General features: G+C 61.3%; 17 protein-coding genes and 1 pseudogene. 3 read left to right on the plus strand and 15 right to left on the minus strand.

Features of this window, described 5'->3' with window-relative positions; translation table 11 throughout:
• Positions 1 to 9: 9 nt before the first annotated feature.
• The 7 genes and pseudogenes from L9B60_RS19185 to L9B60_RS19215 all read right to left on the minus strand — a co-directional run bounded on the left by L9B60_RS19185 (position 10) and on the right by L9B60_RS19215 (position 9,353).
• Positions 10 to 822 (minus strand): putative RNA methyltransferase, encoded by an 813-nt coding sequence (locus L9B60_RS19185; protein WP_249672312.1) that lies wholly within the window; start codon positions 820 to 822, stop codon positions 10 to 12.
• Positions 822 to 1,973: a succinyl-diaminopimelate desuccinylase gene (gene dapE, locus L9B60_RS19190; RefSeq protein ID WP_249672313.1), complete on the minus strand. Its 1,152-nt coding sequence runs from the start codon at positions 1,971 to 1,973 to the stop codon at positions 822 to 824. Before dapE ends, L9B60_RS19185 begins: the two co-directional genes overlap by 1 nt.
• A gap of 97 nt (positions 1,974 to 2,070) precedes the next feature.
• A complete protein-coding gene (locus tag L9B60_RS19195) occupies positions 2,071 to 2,610 on the minus strand; it encodes a DUF1120 domain-containing protein (protein WP_249672314.1) in 540 nt (179 codons plus the stop codon).
• Between the two features lie 10 nt (positions 2,611 to 2,620).
• The gene (locus L9B60_RS19200; protein WP_249672315.1) at positions 2,621 to 5,080 is read right to left on the minus strand and encodes a fimbria/pilus outer membrane usher protein; all 2,460 of its coding nucleotides are present in this window, start codon (positions 5,078 to 5,080) and stop codon (positions 2,621 to 2,623) included.
• The gene (locus L9B60_RS19205) at positions 5,077 to 5,811 is read right to left on the minus strand and encodes a fimbria/pilus chaperone family protein (protein WP_249672316.1); all 735 of its coding nucleotides are present in this window, start codon (positions 5,809 to 5,811) and stop codon (positions 5,077 to 5,079) included. The genes L9B60_RS19200 and L9B60_RS19205 overlap by 4 nt, the downstream gene beginning before the upstream one ends.
• 73 nt (positions 5,812 to 5,884) lie before the next feature.
• Positions 5,885 to 6,526 carry a DUF1120 domain-containing protein gene (locus tag L9B60_RS19210; RefSeq protein WP_249672317.1) on the minus strand — a complete coding sequence of 214 codons (642 nt, stop codon included), beginning with the start codon at positions 6,524 to 6,526 and terminating at the stop codon, positions 5,885 to 5,887.
• Positions 6,527 to 6,757: 231 nt separating this feature from the next.
• Positions 6,758 to 9,353 (minus strand): annotated as a pseudogene (locus L9B60_RS19215) (glycosyltransferase).
• Between the two features lie 239 nt (positions 9,354 to 9,592).
• On the opposite strand from L9B60_RS19215, the gene tcdA reads away from it, so the two are divergent.
• The gene (tcdA, locus tag L9B60_RS19220) at positions 9,593 to 10,414 is read left to right on the plus strand and encodes a tRNA cyclic N6-threonylcarbamoyladenosine(37) synthase TcdA (protein ID WP_249672318.1); all 822 of its coding nucleotides are present in this window, start codon (positions 9,593 to 9,595) and stop codon (positions 10,412 to 10,414) included.
• Positions 10,415 to 10,608: 194 nt separating this feature from the next.
• On the opposite strand, the gene L9B60_RS19225 is transcribed toward tcdA, so the two are convergent.
• From L9B60_RS19225 to L9B60_RS19240, 4 genes are read right to left on the minus strand one after another with little or no spacing between them, the layout of a single operon-like run.
• A complete protein-coding gene (locus L9B60_RS19225) occupies positions 10,609 to 11,013 on the minus strand; it encodes a SufE family protein (protein ID WP_249672319.1) in 405 nt (134 codons plus the stop codon).
• Positions 11,010 to 12,215, minus strand: a complete 1,206-nt coding sequence (locus L9B60_RS19230; protein WP_249672320.1) for an aminotransferase class V-fold PLP-dependent enzyme — start codon at positions 12,213 to 12,215, stop codon at positions 11,010 to 11,012. The genes L9B60_RS19225 and L9B60_RS19230 overlap by 4 nt, the downstream gene beginning before the upstream one ends.
• 53 nt (positions 12,216 to 12,268) lie before the next feature.
• Positions 12,269 to 13,303 carry a 2,3,4,5-tetrahydropyridine-2,6-dicarboxylate N-succinyltransferase gene (dapD, locus tag L9B60_RS19235; protein ID WP_249672321.1) on the minus strand — a complete coding sequence of 345 codons (1,035 nt, stop codon included), beginning with the start codon at positions 13,301 to 13,303 and terminating at the stop codon, positions 12,269 to 12,271.
• 44 nt (positions 13,304 to 13,347) lie between these two features.
• Entirely contained in the window at positions 13,348 to 13,695 is a 348-nt protein-coding gene (locus tag L9B60_RS19240) for an ArsC family reductase (RefSeq protein WP_249672322.1), read from the minus strand.
• A 192-nt stretch (positions 13,696 to 13,887) separates the two neighbouring features.
• Between L9B60_RS19240 and L9B60_RS19245 the strand changes: the two genes are divergently transcribed.
• On the plus strand, positions 13,888 to 15,534 hold the full coding sequence (locus L9B60_RS19245; protein WP_249672323.1) for a Na+/H+ antiporter: 1,647 nt from the start codon (positions 13,888 to 13,890) through the stop codon (positions 15,532 to 15,534).
• Here L9B60_RS19245 and L9B60_RS19250 read toward each other — a convergent pair whose 3' ends face one another.
• The 4 genes from L9B60_RS19250 to map form a co-directional block, all read right to left on the minus strand.
• A complete protein-coding gene (locus L9B60_RS19250; protein WP_249672324.1) occupies positions 15,535 to 16,266 on the minus strand; it encodes a M12 family metallopeptidase in 732 nt (243 codons plus the stop codon). It lies immediately after the preceding gene.
• 131 nt (positions 16,267 to 16,397) lie between these two features.
• The gene (dapC, locus tag L9B60_RS19255; protein ID WP_249672325.1) at positions 16,398 to 17,594 is read right to left on the minus strand and encodes a succinyldiaminopimelate transaminase; all 1,197 of its coding nucleotides are present in this window, start codon (positions 17,592 to 17,594) and stop codon (positions 16,398 to 16,400) included.
• Positions 17,595 to 17,604: 10 nt separating this feature from the next.
• Positions 17,605 to 20,307, minus strand: a complete 2,703-nt coding sequence (locus tag L9B60_RS19260) for a [protein-PII] uridylyltransferase (RefSeq protein WP_249672326.1) — start codon at positions 20,305 to 20,307, stop codon at positions 17,605 to 17,607.
• A 71-nt stretch (positions 20,308 to 20,378) separates the two neighbouring features.
• Positions 20,379 to 21,161: a type I methionyl aminopeptidase gene (map, locus tag L9B60_RS19265; protein ID WP_249672327.1), complete on the minus strand. Its 783-nt coding sequence runs from the start codon at positions 21,159 to 21,161 to the stop codon at positions 20,379 to 20,381.
• Between the two features lie 345 nt (positions 21,162 to 21,506).
• On the opposite strand from map, the gene rpsB reads away from it, so the two are divergent.
• Positions 21,507 to 22,247, plus strand: a complete 741-nt coding sequence (rpsB, locus tag L9B60_RS19270; RefSeq protein WP_249672328.1) for a 30S ribosomal protein S2 — start codon at positions 21,507 to 21,509, stop codon at positions 22,245 to 22,247.
• Positions 22,248 to 22,346: the final 99 nt, after the last annotated feature.

Genomic DNA, 22,346 nt, shown 5'->3' on the forward strand with positions numbered 1-22,346 from the left:
CGCAGGGATTCAGGGTTGGCGCACAAAATAATCGTATCGCATCGAGACGGTCACCACGAACGGCTTGGCCTGTTCGATGACCGCCGTGCGACGTTCGGCACTCGCGCGCCAACCGTGGGGCGTCATGGCCAGCAGGTTGGCGCGGGATGGGCCGTCGATCAGCTTGATCTTGAACTTTAGGGTTTCGCTGTGGGCCAGGGCCATGCCGTCGGGCACTTGCAGCAAATGTTTGTCGTCGACGTACTCGCGCACCTCGTCGTAAAGCTGCTCGCGCAACTCGATCAGGTGTTCACGGGTTGGCCCCACGCGCATCAGGCCGCCGCCAGGGCTGAGCAAGCGCATAGCCTCGTGCCAGTCCAGCGGGCTGAACACGCTGGCCAGGAACTGGCAACTGGCGTCGGCCAGGGGCACGCGCGCCATGCTGGCGACCAGCCAATTGACCTTGGGCGCACGCTTGCAGGCGCGCTTCACGGCTTCACGCGAGATATCCAGGGCGTAGCCGTCGGCGCGGGGCAGGGCTTCGGCGATTTTCGCGGTGTAATACCCCTCGCCACAGCCGATGTCCAACCAACGTTTGGGCCAATGCTGCGCCGCCAGTTCGGCCAGGCGGGTGGCGACTGGGGCGTAATGGCCTTCGTTAAGAAAGTTACGGCGAGCTTCGACCATGGCCAGGTTGTCACCGGGGTCGCGGCTGTTTTTGTGCTGGACCGGCAGCAGGTTGAGGTAACCCTGGCGCGCGCGGTCGAAGCGATGGCCGCTGGGGCAGACCATGCCGTTTTCGGCTTTGGCCAGCATGGCGGTGCAGATCGGACAAGTGAGCATCAGGCGAGCAACCGAACCAGTGTCTGGTAATAAATGTCTGTCAGCACATCGAGGTCGCTGGCCAGAATGCGTTCGTTGACCTGGTGAATGGTGGCGTTGACTGGCCCCAGTTCGACCACTTGGGTGCCCAAGGTGGCGATAAAACGCCCGTCGGAGGTGCCGCCGCTGGTCGATGGCTGGGTGTCGCGGCCGGTCACCGCCTTGATGCTGGCGGCCACGGCGTCCAGCAGGTCGCCCGGCTCGGTCAGGAACGGCAGGCCCGACAGTGCCCAGTCTATGTGCCAGTCCAGGCCATGTTTGTCGAGAAGGGTGGCGACGCGCTGCTTCAGGCCTTCCACGGTGGACTCGGTGGAGAAACGGAAGTTGAACACCGCCACCAGGTCACCGGGGATAACGTTGGTGGCGCCGGTGCCGGAATTCAGGTTGGAGATCTGGAAGCTGGTGGGCGGGAAGAAATCGTTGCCGTGGTCCCAGTGCTCGGCGGCCAGTTCGGCCAGGGCCGGGGCCACCAGGTGGATTGGGTTCTTCGCCAGGTGCGGGTAGGCCACGTGGCCCTGCACACCGCGCACGGTAAGGGTTGCGCCCAGCGAGCCGCGGCGGCCGTTCTTGACTACGTCACCCACCAGGGTGGTGCTGGACGGCTCGCCGACGATGCACCAGTCCAGGCGCTCGTTGCGTGCAGCCAGGCGCTCGACCACGGCCTTGGTGCCGTGGTGCGCCGGGCCTTCCTCGTCGCTGGTGATCAGGTAGGCGACCTTGCCCTTGTGGTTCGGATATTCGGCCACGAAGCGCTCGGTGGCCACCAGCATGGCTGCCAGGCTGCCCTTCATGTCGGCCGCGCCGCGCCCGTGCAGCATGCCTTGGTCATCGATCAGGCCCTGGAAGGGGTCGACCTGCCAGGCCTGCACCGGCCCAGTGGGTACCACGTCGGTGTGGCCAGCGAAGCACAGCACGGGGCCGTCCTGGCTGCCATGGGTGGCCCAGAAGTTGTCGACGTCCTCAATGCGCATGGGTTCCAGCGTGAAGCCGGCATCGCCCAGGCGCTGCATCATGATCTTCTGGCAATCGGCATCCACCGGCGTCACGGACGGGCGACGGATCAGGTCGCAGGCGAGTTGCAGGGTAGGCGAAAGGTCGGCGGGGGCCGTCATGGAAGACTCCGAGAAACAGTACGGGCAATAGAGGGCCGTAATGTTAAAGCAAATCGCCCGGGGTGTACGGCGATTTTGCCGATCTACCTGGCCATCTTCATTGATCTGCAAGTTGCAGCGTCAACGTTGCCTCCACCGGTGTCTGGTCGCGGCTGCGCAGTTCACCCAATGGCAGCGATGGCATGATTTTCAGGGACATGCTCCAATCGCTACCCTCCACCGGGATGCCTGCCCGGAAGGGTAGTATCCGTTGCCCAGGCCGCACTTCCAGCGTTTGCTGGGCCGGTGAGGTAGTGTTCTGGCTGGCCAGCGCCACAGGCAGGCCATCCACGCTGGCGTCCTGCAATTGCAGGCGAACGTGCCCTGAAGTGGCGAATTTCAGTTGCCCATCCTGGCTTGCACCGGCCAGCACCATAGCCAAGGGAGCGGGTTGACCACAAAAGACCCGCAATCTCACGTAACGCGGTTCAAGCGCGTGGGCTTGGCTGAAGCGGTCCATCGTTGCACCGGGGGGCAGTTGCAATGTGCCGTAGTCCAGGTGCGGCTGGTCCAATTGGATCTGGCAGGGCTCGCCTGCCAGTGCGGCAAATGGCGCCAGCATCAGGCCGGCGCAGAGGTGAATACGAAGCTTGTTCATGGTGTCGGGCTCAGGTTTGCTGGCATTGGGCATCAAGTGTTTCGTAGGGGCCGATCCGTTCGGGTTGTTCCGGCAGCTCATACAACAAGTTGCATAGGCGTGAGCCTTGGCGGTAGATACCCAGGCCCTGCGTGTCGGCGTTATCCAGAAATATCTGGCCATCATCCAGCACGACTGTCACGAAGCGGCCTTGAGCATCCAGAATGCTGTCGCCCTTGTTCAAAAGCTGCCTTGCCTGCTCGTTCAGGGTTAATAGGGCTCGTCGCGTTTGAACCACCGAAAATGCCATGTGATGCACCGAGCCTCGTCCTGCAGTGATCGACTGGTAGCCATTGACCACATCGACCGAGGTCGGAAGGCTGCGGGTAGCAACCTCAACCTGGCTACGTTGGTAGGCGGGCAGGTGGGCAATGACAGCTTGCCCGGCCTGGTCGGTCCAGACCGGGCCGCTTGGGGTTTGCAGCTTGATGCCCGCCACCTGGCCTACGCTGGCGATGGCAAAAGTGTCGCCAATCGGGTAAGGCGAGAACGTCAAGCCATCGTCGTGCCAGGCGATGCCCCCCGTGGCCTGCGCACTGGCGCTTCGGCGCCCTTCATTGCCTTGGGTCAGCGAAAACTGTGTTCTGGCGCTGTCGGTCAGCAGGCTGAGGCCGGCGGTCAGCGATTGGCGGGCATGGGGGGACTCATAGTCTGCCGTCACGTTGGTTGCCAGCCGGTCATTGATCTGGTCGTTGTAGGTGCTGCTCAGGGTTTGTCGGTCACCACGACGTGAAGCAAAGCTGCGTACGCTCGAACGCGGGCCCAGAGGCATACTGACGCTCAAGTAGGCGGCTGACTGTTGTTGGCGTTCGAAGTGGTCCGTGTCTATGCCGGTGTACCGCACCTCTCGGGTATTGCGTTCCAGCCGAACACCCAGGTTTAGCCTGCCGATGTTGCGGTTCCAGCTGGCGACGATGTAGTCACTGCGCTGCCCGTTGAATTGAACGGCGCTGGCATAGGTGGTCGAGAATGCGCCATAGGCGGGGTCGAACCAGTTAAGCGACAAGCCGTATTGGTCGTAGCTTGATCGGTAATAACTAGCCGGGTCCGAGCGGCGCGGCAAGGTGTCGGTAAGGTCCTGGTAACCTGCGGTTTCGCGGCTTACGTTCAGGCTTGTGGAAAAGCGGTAGGGCCATTTTACTTGCAGTTGGCCGTTGAACTGGGCACCGCTCTTTGCTTGGCGGCCCCCATGAGACAACAGGGTGCCAAGCCCCAGCGAGACATCCGGTGAAAGGTTTGAATCCAGTGTGAGGGCCATTGCCTGGTACTGGTTTTCACTGGCCATGCCCCCAAGCGCTAACAGGTGCCGTTGCCCCACGCGCCAGCCATTGGATGCTGTGGCGAGCATCGGCGAATCAATACCGCGTGAGTCGTAGGTGCGCACCTTGCCCAAGGCAAACGACAGGCCGGGCGCTGCCAGGGTTGCCGCACCCAGACTTATCGCCGGCACCGTGTAGCGCTGTTCACGACCATCGCCCTCGATGACCCGCACCTCCAGGTCGCTGTGGCTATTGGTCAACGGCAGGTCGCGTAGCTCGAAGGGGCCACCCGGCACCATGCGATCATGGATGAGTGCGCCGCCCTGGCGTACTTCAACTCGCGCGGTGTCCTGGGCAAAACCCTGGAATTGCACGCCGCTGGAGGCCGGGCGCTGCAGGGCGTTCTCGGGCACCCATTGCAGGCCGGTGATGGGGATGCCGGGCAGCGCGGAATGGCTGATGCCGATCTCGCCCACCTGCACGATGCCGCCATGTTCCACCAGGGTTTTCTGCCCGTAGGTGTAGAGGTGTTCGATTCGCGAGTTGTCGCCGAACGCGGTGTAACCATGGCGGCTACGTACCAGCCAATCGCCTAGGTTGAAGCCCAGTTGCACATTGGCTGCCTGGTAATGATTGGCGTCGCCGCCGTATCGATTGGTTGAGCCGTACCATTCATAGTTGAGGCTGGCGGCACGGCCGCCGCTCTCGAAGCGACTGGCAGGTGTGGATACTTGCTGCAGGGCGTCGTCACTGACGATCAGTTCGACCTGCTGGCGCGAGGGGCTCAATTTGATCACGCTACGAGGAAAAGCGACCAGGAACGCCTGGCATTTTTGTTGCTCGTTGGCCTCTGGTGCTGCTCGCAGCCCGGCTGCAGTCAGTAGTGCGCTGTCGAAACAGGGTTGCCCCTGATCGTCGAACTGTACGTTTACCGGGCCACGGGGGGAGCCGTTGACTGTCAGGTTGACACGTCGAGCACCGGGCGCGAACCGGGTGCTCTGCGCAAAGTACTGGCTTAGATCGGGATCGATGCCGCGCTGTTTCAAGGTCTGTATGTCGAACCCAGGTTCGTTGGCAGTGGTGGCCTGCGGCGCAGCGATAGCCATGGTGCTTGCCCAGAAAGTCAGGGCTGAATACTTCGGCAGGCGCGCCAAGGTCGATGCGACACTCATGGTTCACAGCCGTTGGTGGCCGGTGTGCAAGGCAGCTGTACGTCGTAGGGCTGGCCTTGGAATCCGTACTGACTTGCAGGGTATAAGCGTACCGTGCGCTGGGTTGCATCTTGCAAGGGGGTGGGGAGTTCAAGTTGCAACTGCGTATCAGGCAGTATGTAGCTGTGCGGCAGTTGAAGGCTGAGGTTGTCGGGTAACAGGTTCAACTGCTGGCTTAACCTTACGACGTATGGGCTGTCGTTTCGCACCACCAAGCCGGAGGGCTCAAGTGACCAGCTCAGTTCCTTCCAGGGCTGAGTGTTTTCCGGCAGGCCTTTGGGGTGAATAATCACCGGCAGATTCTGCCGCACGGTAACCGCGATCTCTGTATCTTCGCTTGTTTGGCGCTGGGGAAAACCCTCGAAGATCACCCGGCCCATCGTTTGCCGGGTAATGGATTGCCCGGGTTTGAGCATGAAGCGCACCAGCTGCTTTTCTCCCGGCTCCACGCGAGCAATGGGAGGACTGGCCAATAGGAATGGCTGAGGGCCCTGGTCAAGGCTGGTCAGGGAGGTGTAAAGCAGCGAGGGCGTATTGTCAGTGTTGGTCACATTGATGGTCGCCTCGCCGTCGGCAACATTGACGCGTAGCACGGTGGTGTCGGGTACCATGCCAGCAGCAATGACCTTGGTACAGAAACTGAGGGCGAGCGCGGGTGCGACCCACCAGCGCGAGGGGTTGGGCAGGTTCATCGGAGGGGCTCTGAAAGGAAAGGTTACAGGCGGTGTTTGAGGGCGACTGGCAAGGCCAGTCGCCCGTCTTTGCTTACAGGTAAACGACTTCCATCGTTATGCTGCTGTCAATTTCCAGAGCGCCGGACATGTCCATTTGTGCGGTGGGCCGCACGATTGGCTTGAGCTGCATGTCGCCGCTATAGGTAGTGAATGCCTTGGGTGTGGTCTCGCCGACGGCGGCGAACGAGGTGTAGTGAACCTTGCTGACTTGTCCGTAGGCGTTTTTTTCCCAGCTTTGTTTGTCGAGGCTATGAATGACGTCCACCGGTTCCCCATCACCCTGCGCCGTGCTACCGCGATACTGAACCCACAGGCGACCGATTGGATTGGATGACGCGTCTTTGCCAAAACCGAAATAGCTGACATGGCTAGGGATATCGTTATGGTCCGGTTTGTTATCGACCCAGGTAGTGGCCAACGCAGTCGCGCTGGTGCAGTTGATGGTGAAACCCAGATTCTTGGTAGCAAGGTTGGTGAATTTGCTTGTATCCGCGTTCAAGTCACCGTGCGACAGGTTGTCGTATTCGATAGCACCGTTGTTGGCAAAGCTTGGGGTGCAGGCGGTTGGCAACACCTGGCCGGTGACGGTTATCTGCGCGGTAGAGGCCGCCATGGCGGTGGAGCTGGCAGCCAGCAGGCAGAGGGCGAGCAAGCTCTTGTGAGTGCGAAGCATGTAAATATTCCTTTCTCGTTGTGTAAGTGGAAGCAGGATCCGGACTGGCGTGCCCAGTTGGCTCCAACGAGGAAAGTCTATTCATCTGGATTGCTTGGCCCAATCAGACGCTTCTGCTTGTATGGCTCCTGATTCTTAGGATTTTTCCTTCGCTTAAGGGGCATTCCAGCCAATCAGGATGCAAAAAAATAGCGGCCCCAGGGCCGCTATCTCGCTTGCAGATACCGCCTTTTATACCGAGGCGAGCGTTTCTGTTTCCTTGGCGCCCGGTTTGGGCAGCGAAGACAGGAACGCCATGATCAGCGCCGCCAGGTACGGCAGCGACTGCACCAGCAGCATGGTTACCCAGAAGCGCATGTCCGAGCTTGGCAGGCCCTGCACCAGGCAGATACCGGCGGCGGCGCCCCACAGCAGCAACATGATGAACAGCTCTTCACGGGCCTCGGAGATGGCCACCAGCAAACCATGGCTTTCGGCGTTCTTGGGGGTGCGGAAAAACGGGATGCTGGACGTGAAGAAGCCATACAGCACCGCCTTGGCGATGGTGTGCGACAACGCAAGGCCCGCCAGTGCGGCGGCGAAGGCATCCTTGAGATTCACGCCCACGGCGCGGCGGTACAGGAACACGATCTTGCCCACCTTGAATACGAACAGCGCCAGGGGCGGGATCGCGAAAATCAGCAGCGGCGGGTCGACCCGTTGCGGCACGATGATCATCGCCGCCGACCACAGCAAGGCGCCCCACGGTGAAAAAGATGTTCATGCCATCTGCCACCCAAGGCAGCCACCCTGCGAGGAAGTGATAACGCTGGCCACGGGTAAGCTCCGTGTCTTTGCCACGCAGCAGGCTGGCAGTATGGCGCTTGATGATCTGGATAGCGCCATAGGCCCAGCGGAAACGCTGCTTCTTGAAGTCGATGAAGGTGTCGGGCATCAGGCCCTTGCCGTAGCTGTGGTGGTAGTACGCCGCCGACAGCCCTTTCTCGAACACCCGCAGGCCCAGTTCGGCGTCTTCGCAGATGCACCAGTCGGCCCAACCCAGCTCTTGCAGCACCGAGCGCCGGGTCATGGTCATGGTGCCGTGCTGGATGATCGCGTCACGGTCGTTGCGCGTCACCATGCCGATGTGGAAGAAGCCTTTGTATTCCGAGTAGCAGAGCTTCTTGAAGGTGCTTTCGTTCTGGTCGCGATAATCTTGCGGTGATTGCACCACGGCGATTTTCGGGTCGGCGAAGTGCGGCACCATGTGCTTGAGCCAATTGGGATCGACGCAGTAGTCCGAATCGATCACCGCAATCACTTCGGCGTCGGCGGCAGTATGCGGGATCAGGTAGTTCAGCGCACCGCCCTTGAAGCCGGCCAGGGGCGCGACATGGAAGAACTTGAAGCGCGGGCCCAAGGTTTCGCAATAGGCCTGCACCGGTTCCCACACGGCCGGGTCCTTGGTGTTGTTGTCGATGATCAGGACTTCGTAGTCCGGGTAATCGAGTGCGGCCAGCGCATCCAGGGTCTGTTTGACCATGTCGGGTGGTTCGTTGTAGCACGGCACGTGGATCGACACTTTTGGCCGGTAGGCGCTGTCGCTGTTGTCGGGCAGGAACTCCCGACGGCGCTTGTGTATCCACACCGCCTCGGCCAGTTCATGGGCTTCGGTGAGCAGTACGATGAATACCCCCAGCGCGCCCAAGGCCAGCAAGAAACCCACCGTCAGGCTGAACCAGGTGCTGTATTGCTGGCTGTAGTCGTAGCCGATCCACACCAGCACCGAGCCGCACAGGAACGCGGTAAAGGTCAGGAAGGTACGCCCCCGTTGGCGCAGGGCCGAGCCGTCGATCAGCAGCAGGGCCAAGGACAGCATGGCCAATACCACTGAGCCGACCGCCAGCACCCGCCATTGTGGAATGGCCACCACCGGGCCTTCGAAATTGAATTTCTGCTGGCGCGCGGCGTTGAACACGCCCCAATAGGCGCCCACGGAGCCTTCGTCACTGGCCTTCCACGGTTGGTCGTAGGCTTCGATCACAAAATAGTTATAGCCCTGGCGGTTGAGCTTGTTAACCAGCGTGCGCAGGTAAATGGCCTGGTCTGCCTGGGTGGCATCGGCGCCACCGCGCATGCGACCGTTGCTCGGCCAGCCTACTTCAGACAGCAGCAGCGGCTTTTTCGGGAACATGCGCTTGAGTTCGCGCGCACGGTCCAGGACGAACTGGCCGGCCTTGTCCATCGGGATGAATTCCCAGTAGGGCAAAATGTGCGCGGCGATCAGGTCGACGTGCTTGGCAAGCGAGGGGTTATGCTCCCAAATGTGCCATTGCTCGGAGGTGGTCACGGGCACTTTGACCGCTGCGCGCACGCGGTCCAGGTAGGCGCTCAGGTCCTTGACCGTGACTTCCTTGCGAAACAGTGCCTCGTTGCCCACCACTACGCGCACCACGCTGCGGGTGGTGTTGGCCAGTTCGATGGCCTTGGCGATCTCGCGCTCGTTGCGCTCAAGGTCCGGGCTGATCCACACGCCCAGGGTCACGCGCAGGCCGAATTCCTCGGCAAGCTTGGGGATATCGGCTTGGGTGCCGTCCACCGAGTAAATGCGGATGCTGTCGGTCAGCTTGCTCATCTGCTCCAGGTCCTGGCGGATTTCGTCATCCGTTGGGTACTGGTCTTTCTGCGGGCTTTGGCCCAGGCGGAAAGGCGAATAAGAGAAGCCGGAAATCTGCTCGGGCCAATCAGGGGCGGTGACCGGGCGGTTGATCAGCGCCCAGAAGCCGGTGAACAGCGCGGCGATAGCCACGACTACCACCAGGTTGATACCAAATTTACGCGATGACATAGGGCTTTCGGGTTCCGAAGGGTGGAACGAGGCAAGGTCGGCGAGCGCTTTGGTCTGTAGGGCCATTTCGCAAGCGGGTGTTGGCTGGATCTTCGATTTACAAAAACAAAGGAAGTTCGTTTGTAAGAATAATCAATTATTGAGGTTTTTACTTTCAGATATTTCCTACCTCTAACCGATAAACGCAGGGGTGCCCTCGGCCGGCAACGCGCCTATAATGCGCGCCGGTTTTCAGGGTGATGGTCATGAGTACAGAAGATCCACGTTTTGCCGGTGTCGCGCGCTTGTATGGCCTTGAGGGCATGCAACGGCTGCGTGATGCCCATGTGGCCATCGTCGGCGTGGGCGGGGTAGGGTCGTGGGCGGCGGAGGCGATTGCCCGCTGTGGCGTGGGGGAAATTTCCCTGTTCGACCTGGACGACGTGTGCGTGAGCAATGTAAACCGCCAGTTGCACGCCATGGACGGCAACGTCGGCAAGCCCAAGGTCGAGGTCATGGCCGAGCGCTTGCGGGCGATCAACCCCGACTGCACGGTGCACGCGGTGAGCGACTTCGTCACTCGCGATACCATGGCCGAGTACATCACCGAGCACTTGGACTGCGTGATTGACTGCATCGACAGCATCAACGCCAAGGCCGCGCTGATCGCCTGGTGCAAGCGGCGCAAGATCCAGATCATCACCACCGGCGGCGCGGGTGGGCAGATCGACCCCACGCAAATCCAGGTGTGCGACCTGAACCGCACGCACAACGACCCATTGGCGGCCAACGTGCGCTCGATGTTGCGCCGTGACTACGGCTTTTCGCGCAACACCACCCGCCATTACAGCGTGCCGTGCGTGTATAGCACCGAACAGCTGCGCTACCCCAAGCCCGATGGCACCGTGTGCCTGCAAAAGGCCTTTGTCGGGGAAGGCGTGCGCCTGGACTGCGCCGGTGGCTTTGGCGCGGTGATGATGGTCACGGCAACCTTTGGCATGGTCGCGGCCACCAAGGCGGTGGATAAACTGGTGGCCGGAGTGCGCCGCCCCTCGGAGCGCAGCAAACCTGCCGCTGTATAGGGGCGTATTTAACCGCGCAGCACTGCGGCGTTTTTTTCGCGGATAAATCCGCTCCTACAAAAGCACGCGAATACCCCGTAGGAGCGGATTCATCCGCGAAAAGCACGCCGCCGTCTCGGTAGGAGCGGATTTATCCGCGAAGCAGTCAACGAGTTCTACCTGGAGCACCGCAGCGGCTTTTAACCGATCACAGGTTAAGCGGCCAACTCGGCCATGCGTTGCAGCACGGCATTCAAGCCGTTGCTACGCGAGGGCGAGAGCTGGCGCGACAGCCCCAATTGGTTGAACCAGCCGGGCAAATCCAGTGCCGCCAGTTCGGCCGAGGACAGCCCCTCGACGCGCACCAGTAACAAGGCCAGTAGCCCGCGAATCAACCGTGCGTCGCTGTTGGCGGTGAACTGCCAGCGCCCGTCGACCTGGCGGGCCACCAGCCAGACCTGGCTTTCGCAGCCGTGCACTTGGTGTTCAGGGGTTTTTTCTTGCGCGCTCAAGGCAGGCAGCCGCTCACCCCATTGCATCAGCAGGCGCGCGCGTTGCTCCCAGCCAGCGGCCTGGTCGAAAGCGGCCAGGGCTTCGCGGGCGTGAAGGGGCAGGCTCATCGCAACAGCTCCAGGCTTTTGTCCAGCGCGTCGAAGAAGCGTTGCAGGTCGCTGGAGTCGTTGTAGATGCCCAGCGACACGCGAATTGCCCCAGCCAGGCCCAGGCTTTTGAGCAACGGCATGGCGCAATGATGGCCGGCGCGCACGGCTATCCCTTGATCAGTCAGCAAATGGGCCAGGTCGGCATTGTGCACGCCCTCTACCACGAAGCTGGCCAAGGCCACCTGCGGTTCGCCCAGCAGGCGGATACCTTCGCGGTCGTTCAGGCCGCGTAGCAACTGCTGGTGCAGGGCTGTTTCATGGGCGTCGACGGCGTCCAGATCAAGGCTCGCCAGGTAATCCAGGGTCGCACCCAGGCCAATCACGCCGGCGATGGGCGGTGTGCCAGCCTCAAAACCCAAGGGCGCGGCGCGGAAGGTGGCAGCTTGATAATCGGCACGGTCCACCATCTCGCCGCCAAACTGCCAGTGCTTGAGCAGCCCAAGCGCCTCACTGCGCCCATAAAGCACGCCGACCCCATCGGGGCCGTACAGTTTGTGGCTGGAAAACACGTAAAAGTCGCAATCGAGTTGCTGCACGTCATGGCGACCATGCACCACCCCCTGGGCGCCGTCGACCACGGTCAACGCACCTTGGGCGCGAGCCATGGCCAACAGGGCTGGCAGCGGCTGCCAGGCACCCAGCACATTGGACAATTGGCTGGCCGCCAGCAGTCGGGTGCGCGGGCCAATCAGGCTAGCGGCGGCCGCCAGGTCAATCAGGCCGTTGGCGTGCAGGGGCAATACCACCAGTTTGAGCCCTTGCCTGATGGCGAGTTGTTGCCAGGGCAGCAGGTTGGCGTGGTGCTCCAGCGCGCTGATGACGATTTCGTCACCGGGCTTGAAGTGCGACGCCAGCCCATAGGCCAACAGGTTCAGCGCACTGGTGGCGCCGTGGCTGAAGATAATCTGGCTGGGGCTTGCGGCATTGAGCCATTGCGCGATTTTCTCGCGGCTGCTTTCGAAGGCTTGGGTCGCCAAGGCGCCAGGCAGGTGTTGGGCACGATGCACATTGGCGGCACCGTGAACGTAATAATGGTTGAGAGCATCCAGCAGGGCCTGGGGTTTCTGGGTGGTGGCGGCACTGTCCAGATAGGTCTGGTGCTGGCGTTGCAGAGCGGCGATGGCCGGGAAATCGGCGCGCCAGGGGGAGGGCACAAACATGGTCTTCGAACTCTTGATCGAGCCTGGCGCGGGTCCAGGCTCGAAAGCGCCACTTAGTTGTGAGCGTGCAGGGCTTCGTTCAGCTCGATGGCCGACTTGTGGGTCTTGCATTCCACGGCGCCGGTTTCCGAGTTGCGACGGAACAGCAGGTCGGTCTGGCCAGCCAGTTCACGGGCCTTGACCACTTTGACCAGGTTGTTGTGCTCGTCCAGCAGCGCCACCTTGGTGCCGGCGGTCACGTACAGGCCGGACTCGACGGTGTTGCGGTCGCCCAGCGGAATGCCGATACCGGCGTTCGCGCCGATCAGGCAGCCTTCGCCCACCTTGATCACGATGTTGCCGCCACCGGACAGGGTGCCCATGGTGGAGCAGCCGCCGCCCAAGTCCGAACCCTTGCCGACGAAGACGCCTGCCGAGACACGGCCTTCGATCATGCCCGGGCCTTCGGTGCCAGCGTTAAAGTTGACGAAGCCTTCGTGCATGATGGTGGTGCCTTCGCCGATGTAGGCGCCCAGGCGCACGCGGGCGCTGTCGGCGATGCGCACACCGCTTGGTACCACGTAGTCGGTCATTTTCGGGAACTTGTCCACCGAGAACACTTCCAGCAGTTCGCCCTTGAGGCGCGCTTCCAGTTGCAGTTCGGCCAGTTCACCCAGGTCGACGGCGCCGCGGCTGGTCCAGGCGACGTTCGGCAGCAACGGGAAGATGCCCGCCAGGTTCAGGCCGTGGGGCTTGGCCAGGCGATGGGACAGCAGGTGCAGCTTGAGGTAGGCCTCGGGGGTGGAGGTCAGCGCGGCGTCTTCAGCCAGCAGGGTGGCGACCAACGGCTTGTGGCTTTCGGCCAGGCGGGTCAGCAGCGCGGCTTGAGCCGGGTCGACGTTTTTCAGCGCTTCGGCCAGTTGTGAGGCCTGGGCGATGCTGAACGTGATGGCCTGGTTGCCGCCGGTGTAGCCCAGGATCTTGCTGGTTGCTGCAACCAGGTCGGCCGATGGGCTGACCAGTGGCTGTGCGTAGAACACTTCCAGCCAAGTGCCTTGACGGTTCTGGGTGCCGACGCCGAAGGCCAGGCTGAACAGGGTAGTGGACATGCAGTTACCTCTTGCAAATTAAAGGGGGCCTGGGTTGCCAGTGCTTACTGGACGGCCGCCGCATAGAGTTCTGGCTTGAAGCCAATCAGGGTTCTGTCGCCAAGGTCCAGGACCGGGCGCTTGATCATCGACGGCTGCGCGACCATCAGTTCCACGGCCTTGGCCTGGTCGAGATCGGCTTTCTGAACGTCATCAAGCTTGCGGAACGTAGTGCCGGCGCGGTTGAGTACCACCTGCCAGCCATGTTCATCGCACCATTTGTCAAGGTGCTCGCGGTCGATGCCTTGGGTCTTGTAGTCATGAAAGTCGTAGGCAACCAGCTTTTGATCGAGCCAGGTGCGGGCTTTCTTCATCGTGTCACAGGCTTTGATGCCATAGAGAATGTTAGTCATGAATGCTACTGGAGCGGACCGGTGTGTGCGGCTCGTCCTCATCTCTCCCAATGCGAATCGACGAATTATGCGGCATCGATTGTTTCAGCGCCATGACTGTCTCTTTACAGCCTGCGACTATCGTGCACAGGTGCTGTTACACCATAGCCGTTAAAATGTCGGACTTTTGCCTGAAGAAGGGAACACCGTCTTATGCAAACTGCTTATACCGTCCTCATCCTGTTGATGCTGGTCAGCGTCTCCAGGCTGGTGGCACGGGTCATACCACTGCCGTTGCCGCTGGTACAAATTGCCGCCGGTGCGTTGTTGGCCTGGCCGACCCTGGGGCTGCACGTCGCGCTGGACCCGGAGTTGTTTTTGTTTCTGTTCTTGCCGCCCCTGCTGTTTTCCGATGGCTGGCGCATGCCCAAGCGCGACCTGTGGCGCCTGCGCGGTTCGATCCTGATGTTGGCCGTGGGGCTGGTGCTGTTTACCGTGGTGGGTGCCGGGTACTTTATTCATTGGATGTTGCCCAGTATTCCCCTGCCCGTGGCCTTCGCCCTGGCGGCAGTATTGTCGCCAACGGACGCGGTGGCCGTGTCGGCGATTGCTCAGGACAGCTTGCCCACCCCGTTGATGCGCATTCTGCAGGGCGAGGCATTGATGAACGATGCCTCGGGCCTGGTGACCTTCAAGTTCGCCTTGGCGGCAGCGGTGACCGGTTATTTCTCGCTGCTCGACGCCAGCGTCAACTTCGTGCTGGTGGCCTGTGGCGGCCTGGCGGTGGGCGTGGCCTTGAGTTGGCTGGTGGGGCGCCTGCGTCGCTGGATGATCGCCCGCGGCTGGGATGACCCGGCCACCCACGTGGTGTTCATGCTGCTGTTGCCATTCGCTGCCTATGTACTGGCCGAACTGCTAGGTGCCTCGGGCATTCTCTCGGCCGTGGCGGCGGGCATGATGCAGAGCTGGCTAGACCTGCTGCCACGGCAAACCAGTACCCGGTTGCTTAACCGCAGTGTCTGGTCGCTGCTGGAGTTTGCCTTCAACGGCCTGATCTTTTTGCTGCTTGGCCTGCAACTGCCCGACATCATCAAGGCGGTGGCCAGCCACGAAACTTCGCTGTGGCCCACCTTGCTGTACCGCTGCCTGGATGTAGTGGCCATTTTTGCCGTGTTGGTGGTGCTGCGTTTCATCTGGGTGCAAAGCACCTGGCGCTTTATTGGCATGGTGCGGCGCCTGCGCGGTCACAGCGGGATTACCCAGGTACCGACCATGCGCTCGTGCTGGTTATTGACCGTGGGGGGCGTGCGTGGTGCGGTGACCCTGGCCGGCGTCATGTCGGTCCCCTTGCTGTTGGGTGCCGGCGAGGATTTCCCCCAGCGAGACTTGCTGATTTTCATTGCCGCAGGCGTGATCCTGTTGTCGCTGATCGCCGCCTGCATCGCCTTGCCGCTGTTGTTGCGCGGGGTGATCAAAAGCTCCGACGAAGCCACCCGCAAGGAAGTGCAGGAGACCTGGCGGCGTACGGCGGAAGCGGCGATCCGTGCCCTGGAGGAAGACGACCCGGCCGATAAGCTTGCCAGCGCCGATGCGGCCCAGGCCGCCCTGGCGGCAGAGCTCAAGGCGGGCTTGATGTCCGAGTACCGTCATCACCTGGACGTGTTCAACGATTCCGCTGAAGCCCAGGCCCAGGCCCAGCAAATGGATGAGCTGGAAAAGCGCCTGCGCCTGCGGGCATTGCGCGCCCAGCGGTTGGAGCTTTACAGCCTGCGACGCCATCGCCAGATCGGCGATGACGTGCTGCGCGAAATTCTTGGCGAGTTGGACCTCAGTGAAGCGAACCTGGGGCGGGGCAAGTAATCAGGCGGGGTAGGCAAGGCGCATGAACCGGCGATCCTTGCGGCTGATTTTGAGGTTTGTACCCACGGTCCAGTCGCCCTTGGTCAATGCTTGAGGGACGGGGTAGTGCATGATCGACTTGCGGTCGTAGGGCGTGTTGAGCAAGCCGGCGCGATCCAGCTTGCTCAGCACTTGCTCGTCCACGTCAGCGCGCGAAACGTTCTTCTTGGCGTAATAGGCGTACACCTCTTCCTCGTCCCAGGGGATATTGGCATCGGGGTGCTGATGCTCGTGCTCGGCGCCCAGTGCATGGCCAAATTCATGGATCACGGCGTATTGGAACTTTGGATCGGTGGGTTTGATACCCAGCACCATTGACGCGTCGGCAGCCATGCGGGCGTCGGTCCCGAACATCGAGAAATTGTCGTTGCTGTTGACCACCGCGATCTTGATATCACCATCGCGGCGATTGGCGACGCGCTCGAACTTCAGGTTGACGTAGGGCAGCCATTTGCAGCCAGCCTCGAAAATCGCCTGGCGCAGGTCTTCGGGAATCGGACCCCACGCATCCCAAAAAGAGATTTTGAGTGTGCTGCCCGGTTTCCAGAACTTGTTGACCTTGCCAACGGCACGTTTCTGGATGCGGCCCGTTGCGCGGTGGCCCGCGTTGTCGGGGTTGATGAGGATGGCATTCTCATGGGCGGCATTAAGGTCCGGCCAATGCCTGGCCGTGCAGCAGAAGGGGGTATCCATGGGCATTCACTCGTTGTGGGTTTGAGCCCTGAGTGTTCATCGCCCGGCGGGGAGGTATGCGGTAGATAGTTATCGATTGAACCGTTACCCACGGCCCAGGCAACGCAGTGCCATGGGCTGTGGGATGGCGATCAGCGGCTTTGAATAAAGTCGCGGATCCGCTCAGCTGCTTCCACGCATTCGGCCAGGGGGGCAACCAGGGCCATGCGTACGCGCCCGGCGCCTGGGTTGACGCCGTCCACGTCACGGGACAGGTAGGAGCCCGGCACCACGGTCACGTGTTGTTCGGTAAACAACTGCTGGCAGAACTGCGCATCGTCCATCGGCACTTTCGGCCACAGGTAGAAGCTGCCGTCCGGGCGTTGCACGTCCATCACCGGTTGCAGGATGGCCAATACGGCGTCGTATTTCTCGCGGTACAGGTCGCGGTTGGCGCGCACGTGGGCTTCGTCGTTCCAGGCAGCCACGCTGGCCAGTTGGGTTTGTACCGGCATCGCGCAGCCGTGGTAGGTGCGGTACAGCAAAAAGGCCTTGAGGATCTCGGCATCACCGGCCACGAAACCGGAGCGCAGGCCCGGCAGGTTGGAGCGCTTGGACAGGCTGTGGAACACCACGCAACGCTTGAAGTCGCTGCGGCCCAGTTGCGCGCAAGCGGTCAACAGGCCCGGAGGCGGGGTTTGCTCGTCGAAGTACAGCTCGCTGTAGCACTCATCGGCGGCGATCACGAAATCGTGCTCGTCGGCCAAGGCAATCAGCTTTTTCAGGGTGTCGACCGGGATCAAGGCGCCCGTGGGGTTGCCCGGCGAACACAGGAACAGGATTTGGCAGCGCTTCCAGACATCGGCCGGTACTGCTTCGAAGTCTGGGTTGAAGCCGTTGGCATCCAGGCACGGCAGGTAGTGCGGCTTGGCACCGGCCAAGAACGCTGCGCCTTCGTAGATCTGGTAGAACGGGTTGGGGCTGACCACCAGCCCGTCATCGCTGCGGTTGACCACGGTCTGGGTGAAGGCGAACAGCGCTTCACGGGTGCCGTTGACTGGCAGCACGTGGCGGGCTGGGTCGATCCAGCCGGCGGGCACGTTGAAGCGCCGCTCGCACCAGTGGCCGATGGCCTCGCGCAGCTCTGGGATACCCAGGGTGGTGGGGTACACGGCCATTTTGTCGAGGTTGGCGGCCAGCGCTTGGGCGACAAAGGCGGGCGAGGTGTGCTTCGGCTCGCCAATGGACAGGGCAATCGGGCGCTTGTCCGGGTTCGGCGTGACTGCACCCAGCAGGGCGCGCAGTTTCTCGAACGGGTAAGGCTGCAGTTGGTTCAAAGCGTTGTTCACGAACGGTCCTCTAAATGCTCAGGCGGGTCAATTCGACGCCGGGCGCCTGGCTGACACTCAGTTGGTCGACGATGGCATCCTGCAGTTTGCTGCACAGTTGCGGATCGGAAAGGGGGTGGTTGTCGGCGTCGGTGATGAAGAACACGTCTTCCACGCGTTCGCCCAAGGTGGCGATCTTGGCGTTTTGCAGCGACAGGTCGAATTCCAGGAAGATCTTGCCGATGCGCGCCAGCAGGCCGGGGCGGTCCGGGGCGCTCAGTTCAAGGATGGTCACCGGGCGCTGGGCGTCGTTGTGGATGGTGACCTGGGGCGCGAAGGCAAAATGCTTGAGCTGGCGCGGCACCCGGCGCTGGATGATGTTGGGATAGTCATCGGGATTGCGCAGCGCTTCGCTCAAGCCTAGGCGAATGTCCTTGATGCGCTGGGGATTGTCGCCGATCGAGCCGCCTTCGTTGTCGAGCACGATATAGGTGTCGAGGGTGAACTGGCTGCTGGAAGTGATAATCCGTGCGTCATGGATGTTCAGGTTGAGCTGGTCCATGGCCGCCACCGTCACGGCGAAGAAGTCGTGCTGGTCGGGCGCGTAGATGAAGATCTGCGTGCCGCCCTCGAAATCGCGCTGGGTGGTTTCCTTGATCAACACCAGTGGCCCGCCGTCGGCCGGCTGTTGCAGGATCGCGTCGGTGTGCCAGGCCACGTCGGCAGCCGTGTGGCGCAAGAAGTAATCGTCGCCCAGTTGCGCCCACAGTTGCTCGACATCGTCCGGGTCAGTGCCGCCGCGCACCAGGATGTCCAGGGCGGCGCTTTGGGTCTGACGGATCTGTTCTTCGCGTTCCAGTGGGTTTTCCAGGCCGCGGCGCAAAGCGCGCTTGGTCTCGGTGTACAGCTGGCGCAGCAGGCTGGCGCGCCAGGAGTTCCACAGGCTGGGGTTGGTGGCGTTGATGTCGGCCACCGTCAGCACGTAGAGGTAGTCCAGGCGCGTCTGGTCGTGCACCAGTTGGGCGAAATCATGGATCACCTGCGGGTCGGACAGGTCCTTGCGCTGGGCCGTGGTCGACATCACCAGGTGGTTTTGCACCAGCCACACGATCAATTGGCTGTCCCACGCCGGCAAGTGATGGCGGGCGCAGAAGGCTTCGGCGTCGATCGCACCGAGTTCCGAGTGGTCGCCATTACGGCCCTTGCCAATGTCGTGGTACAGGCCGGCCAGGTAGATCAGCTCGGGCTTGGGCAGGCGGCCCATGAGCTTGCTGGCCAGCGGGAATTTCTCTGACACGGGCGTGTATTGCAGTTTGCGCAGGTGCTTGATCAGGTTCAGGGTGTGCGCGTCGACCGTATAGATGTGAAACAGGTCGTGCTGCATTTGCCCCACGATATGGCCGAACTCGGGCAGGTATCGGCCCAGGATGCCATAGCGGTTCATCCGGCGCAGGTTGCGGTGGATACCGAACTCGCACTTGAACAGCTCGATAAACAGGCTGGTGTTGCGAATATCGTTACGGAATTCATCGTCGATCAGATGCCGGTGTTCGCGCAACAATCGAATGGTGTCCGCCCGCACGCCCTTGATCTCGGGATTTTGCGCCATCAGCACGAAAATCTCGAGTATCGCGAACGGCGTGCGCTTGAACACATTGGCGTGGGTGGCTTCGATGTAGCCGTCGTGCAGTTGGAAGCGCGAGTTGATCGGCTGCAGCACGGTGCCTTCGTCGTCGGCCAGGATCACTTCTTCGAAGTGCTGGATGATCAGGTCGCTGAGCTCGGCGATGCTCATCACCACGCGGTAGTACTTTTGCATGAAGCGTTCGATGGCCAGCTTCGCGTCACTGTCCTTGAAACCCAGCAAACCTGCGATGCTGCGCTGGTGGTCGAACAGCAGGCGGTCCTCGGAGCGCCCGGCCAGCATGTGCAGGGCGTAGCGCACCTTCCACAGGAACTCCTGGGAGGAGGCCAGCAGGTTGTTCTCACTCTCCAGCAGGAAGCCTTCGCCCGCCAAGGCGTGAAGGTTGAGCGTGCCATATTGGCGGCGGGCCACCCAGAGGATGGTCTGGATGTCGCGCAGGCCGCCCGGCGAGCCCTTCACGTTGGGCTCAAGGTTATATTCGGTGTCGAAGTATTTGTGGTGGCGAGCCTTTTGTTCGGCGCGCTTGGCCAGAAAGAACTCTTTGCTGGGCCACATCTGCGCGGTGCTGGTGACTTCCAGCATGCGCTTGCGAAGGCGCTCGGGGCCAGCCACGGTGCGGCTTTCCATCAGGTTGGTGATGATGGTCAGGTCGCCCCGGGCCTGCTCGACGCACTCGTCGATGGAGCGTACGCTCTGGCCCACTTCAAGGCCGATGTCCCACAGCAAGGTCAGAAAGCGCTCGATGGAATCCTGAAAAATTTCGTAGTCGGCGCTTTCCAGCAAGATCAGCAGGTCGATGTCGGAATAGGGGTGCAGTTCGCCACGGCCATAGCCGCCCACGGCGACCAGGGCAATGTCGGCCTCCTCGCTCCAGTCGAACTGGTTCCAGGCCTGTTGCAGGATATTATCGACGAACCAGGCGCGGTCCTCGATCAGCCGGCGAATGTCCCGGCCACTGCGAAAGCGCTCGTCGAGCTCTTCGCGGGCCTGGCGGATAGCTTTCTTGAACGCGGCGATGGGGCTCGCCTTCAGGGCCAGTTCTGCCTGGAACTGGCCGCGATCGAACAACTCCGGATCCACCTGTGGCATCGAATTGGGCCTTTGTGTGGCTGATAAATGGGTACGTGGTGGCCGTTTCGCGGATGTATCCGCGAAGGGCTCTACGCCGATACCCGCGGGATCGTGTCGTCGCTGCGCAGGGTGAAAATCTCATAACCTGTGGCCGTCACCACCAAGGTGTGCTCCCACTGCGCCGACAGCTTGCGGTCCTTGGTGATGGCGGTCCAGCCGTCGCCCAGCACCTTGGTGTCGGCTTTGCCTTGGTTGATCATCGGTTCGATGGTGAAGGTCATGCCTTCCTTGAGCTCCATGCCGGTGCCAGCGCGGCCGTAGTGCAGAATCTGCGGCTCTTCGTGGAACACCTTGCCGATGCCGTGGCCGCAGAACTCGCGTACCACCGAGAAACCGTTCTTTTCGGCGTGCTTCTGGATCACCTCGCCGATGTCACCGAGGCGGCAGCCGGGCTTGACGATCTCGATGGCCTTGTACAGGCATTCCTGGGTCACCTGGGACAGGCGTTCGGCCCACACCGGCACGGTGCCGACGTGGAACATGCGGCTGGTGTCGCCGTGATAGCCGTCCTTGATCACCGTGACGTCGATGTTCAGGGTGTCGCCGTCCTTCAATACCTTGTCGCCCGGGATGCCGTGGCACACCACGTGGTTGATCGAGGTGCAGATCGACTTGGGGAAGCCTTTGTAATTCAATGGCGCGGGAATGGCCTGTTGCTCGTTGACGATGAAGTCATGGCAGATGCGGTCCAGCTCTTCGGTGGTAACGCCGGGCTTGACGTGTTCGCCGATCATTTCCAGCACTTGCGCCGCCAGGCGGCCGGCAATGCGCATCATCTCGATGTCATCAGGGGTTTTGAGGGTGACGGTCATACAGGCTCTCTCGGCGCTCGGTGGCGCATTTAAACACGGACAAGTCGCGATTCTATCAGACGCACGGTCGCTGTTGCGGCGCACGCGATCGCTTCTCTATATAGAGTGGATAGGGGTCATTGTTGCGCGAATCAAGGCCGTGCGCAAAAGCCGTTGTTCGGTAACGTGATTTCGGGTTTCCCGAGGCGGCTTTCTATGGTATAAAATGCGCCGCTTTCCGGGGATGCCCCAGGAAGCCTAAACCCACACACGTGTCGACACGATGACCTGGGTGCCTCGGCCTGAAAGCCGTTGGTTGGTCATTGGGATACGTGGAGGCCTAACCCGACTTATCAAGGAACTATCATGTCCCAAGTCAATATGCGCGATATGCTGAAGGCCGGTGTGCACTTCGGTCACCAAACCCGTTACTGGAACCCGAAAATGGGTAAGTACATTTTCGGCGCGCGTAACAAGATTCACATCATCAACCTTGAAAAAACCCTGCCAATGTTCAACGAAGCTCTGACTTTCGTTGAGCGCCTGGCCCAGGGCAAAAACAAGATCCTGTTCGTCGGCACCAAGCGTTCGGCTGGCAAGATCGTTGCTGAAGAAGCAGCACGTTGCGGTTCGCCGTACGTCGACCACCGCTGGTTGGGCGGCATGCTGACCAACTTCAAAACCATCCGTGCTTCGATCAAGCGTCTGCGCGACCTGGAAACCCAGGCCGAAGATGGCACCTTTGCCAAGCTGACCAAGAAAGAAGCCCTGATGCGCACCCGTGATCTGGAAAAACTGGATCGCTCCCTGGGTGGTATCAAGGACATGGGCGGTCTGCCAGACGCTCTGTTCGTTATCGACGTTGATCACGAGCGCATCGCGATCACCGAAGCCAACAAGCTGGGCATCCCGGTTATCGGCGTAGTCGATACCAACAGCAGCCCGGAAGGCGTTGACTACATCATCCCAGGCAACGATGACGCCATCCGCGCCATCCAGCTGTACATGGGTTCGATGGCTGACGCTGTTATCCGTGGTCGCAACCACGTTGCTGGCGGTACTGAAGAGTACGTTCAAGACGCCCCGGCAGCTGCTGTAGAAGGCTGAGGCATAAACGCTTAGCGTTTACTCAGTACGCAAAAAGGGGGCTAGGCCCCCTTTTTGCCACCTCGAGAACCCATTGCCAGCGTAGTCATTGCATTTTTT

The sequence above is a fragment of the Pseudomonas abieticivorans genome (genome assembly GCF_023509015.1).
In the GTDB taxonomy this organism is placed as follows: domain Bacteria; phylum Pseudomonadota; class Gammaproteobacteria; order Pseudomonadales; family Pseudomonadaceae; genus Aquipseudomonas; species Aquipseudomonas abieticivorans.

Coding starts and splice junctions, on each gene's coding strand:
- L9B60_RS19195 (WP_249672314.1), bottom strand. CDS start 2,610: ATGAACAAGCTTCGTATTCACCTCTGCGCCGGCCTGATGCTGGCGCCA.
- dapE (WP_249672313.1), bottom strand. CDS start 1,973: ATGACGGCCCCCGCCGACCTTTCGCCTACCCTGCAACTCGCCTGCGAC.
- dapD (WP_249672321.1), bottom strand. CDS start 13,303: ATGTCCACTACCCTGTTCAGCCTGGCCTTCGGCGTCGGCACCCAGAAC.
- L9B60_RS19230 (WP_249672320.1), bottom strand. CDS start 12,215: ATGTTTGTGCCCTCCCCCTGGCGCGCCGATTTCCCGGCCATCGCCGCT.
- L9B60_RS19260 (WP_249672326.1), bottom strand. CDS start 20,307: ATGCCACAGGTGGATCCGGAGTTGTTCGATCGCGGCCAGTTCCAGGCA.
- L9B60_RS19205 (WP_249672316.1), bottom strand. CDS start 5,811: ATGAACCTGCCCAACCCCTCGCGCTGGTGGGTCGCACCCGCGCTCGCC.
- L9B60_RS19250 (WP_249672324.1), bottom strand. CDS start 16,266: ATGGATACCCCCTTCTGCTGCACGGCCAGGCATTGGCCGGACCTTAAT.
- L9B60_RS19225 (WP_249672319.1), bottom strand. CDS start 11,013: ATGAGCCTGCCCCTTCACGCCCGCGAAGCCCTGGCCGCTTTCGACCAG.
- L9B60_RS19200 (WP_249672315.1), bottom strand. CDS start 5,080: ATGAGTGTCGCATCGACCTTGGCGCGCCTGCCGAAGTATTCAGCCCTG.
- rpsB (WP_249672328.1), top strand. CDS start 21,507: ATGTCCCAAGTCAATATGCGCGATATGCTGAAGGCCGGTGTGCACTTC.
- L9B60_RS19185 (WP_249672312.1), bottom strand. CDS start 822: ATGCTCACTTGTCCGATCTGCACCGCCATGCTGGCCAAAGCCGAAAAC.
- L9B60_RS19245 (WP_249672323.1), top strand. CDS start 13,888: ATGCAAACTGCTTATACCGTCCTCATCCTGTTGATGCTGGTCAGCGTC.
- tcdA (WP_249672318.1), top strand. CDS start 9,593: ATGGTCATGAGTACAGAAGATCCACGTTTTGCCGGTGTCGCGCGCTTG.
- L9B60_RS19210 (WP_249672317.1), bottom strand. CDS start 6,526: ATGCTTCGCACTCACAAGAGCTTGCTCGCCCTCTGCCTGCTGGCTGCC.
- map (WP_249672327.1), bottom strand. CDS start 21,161: ATGACCGTCACCCTCAAAACCCCTGATGACATCGAGATGATGCGCATT.
- L9B60_RS19240 (WP_249672322.1), bottom strand. CDS start 13,695: ATGACTAACATTCTCTATGGCATCAAAGCCTGTGACACGATGAAGAAA.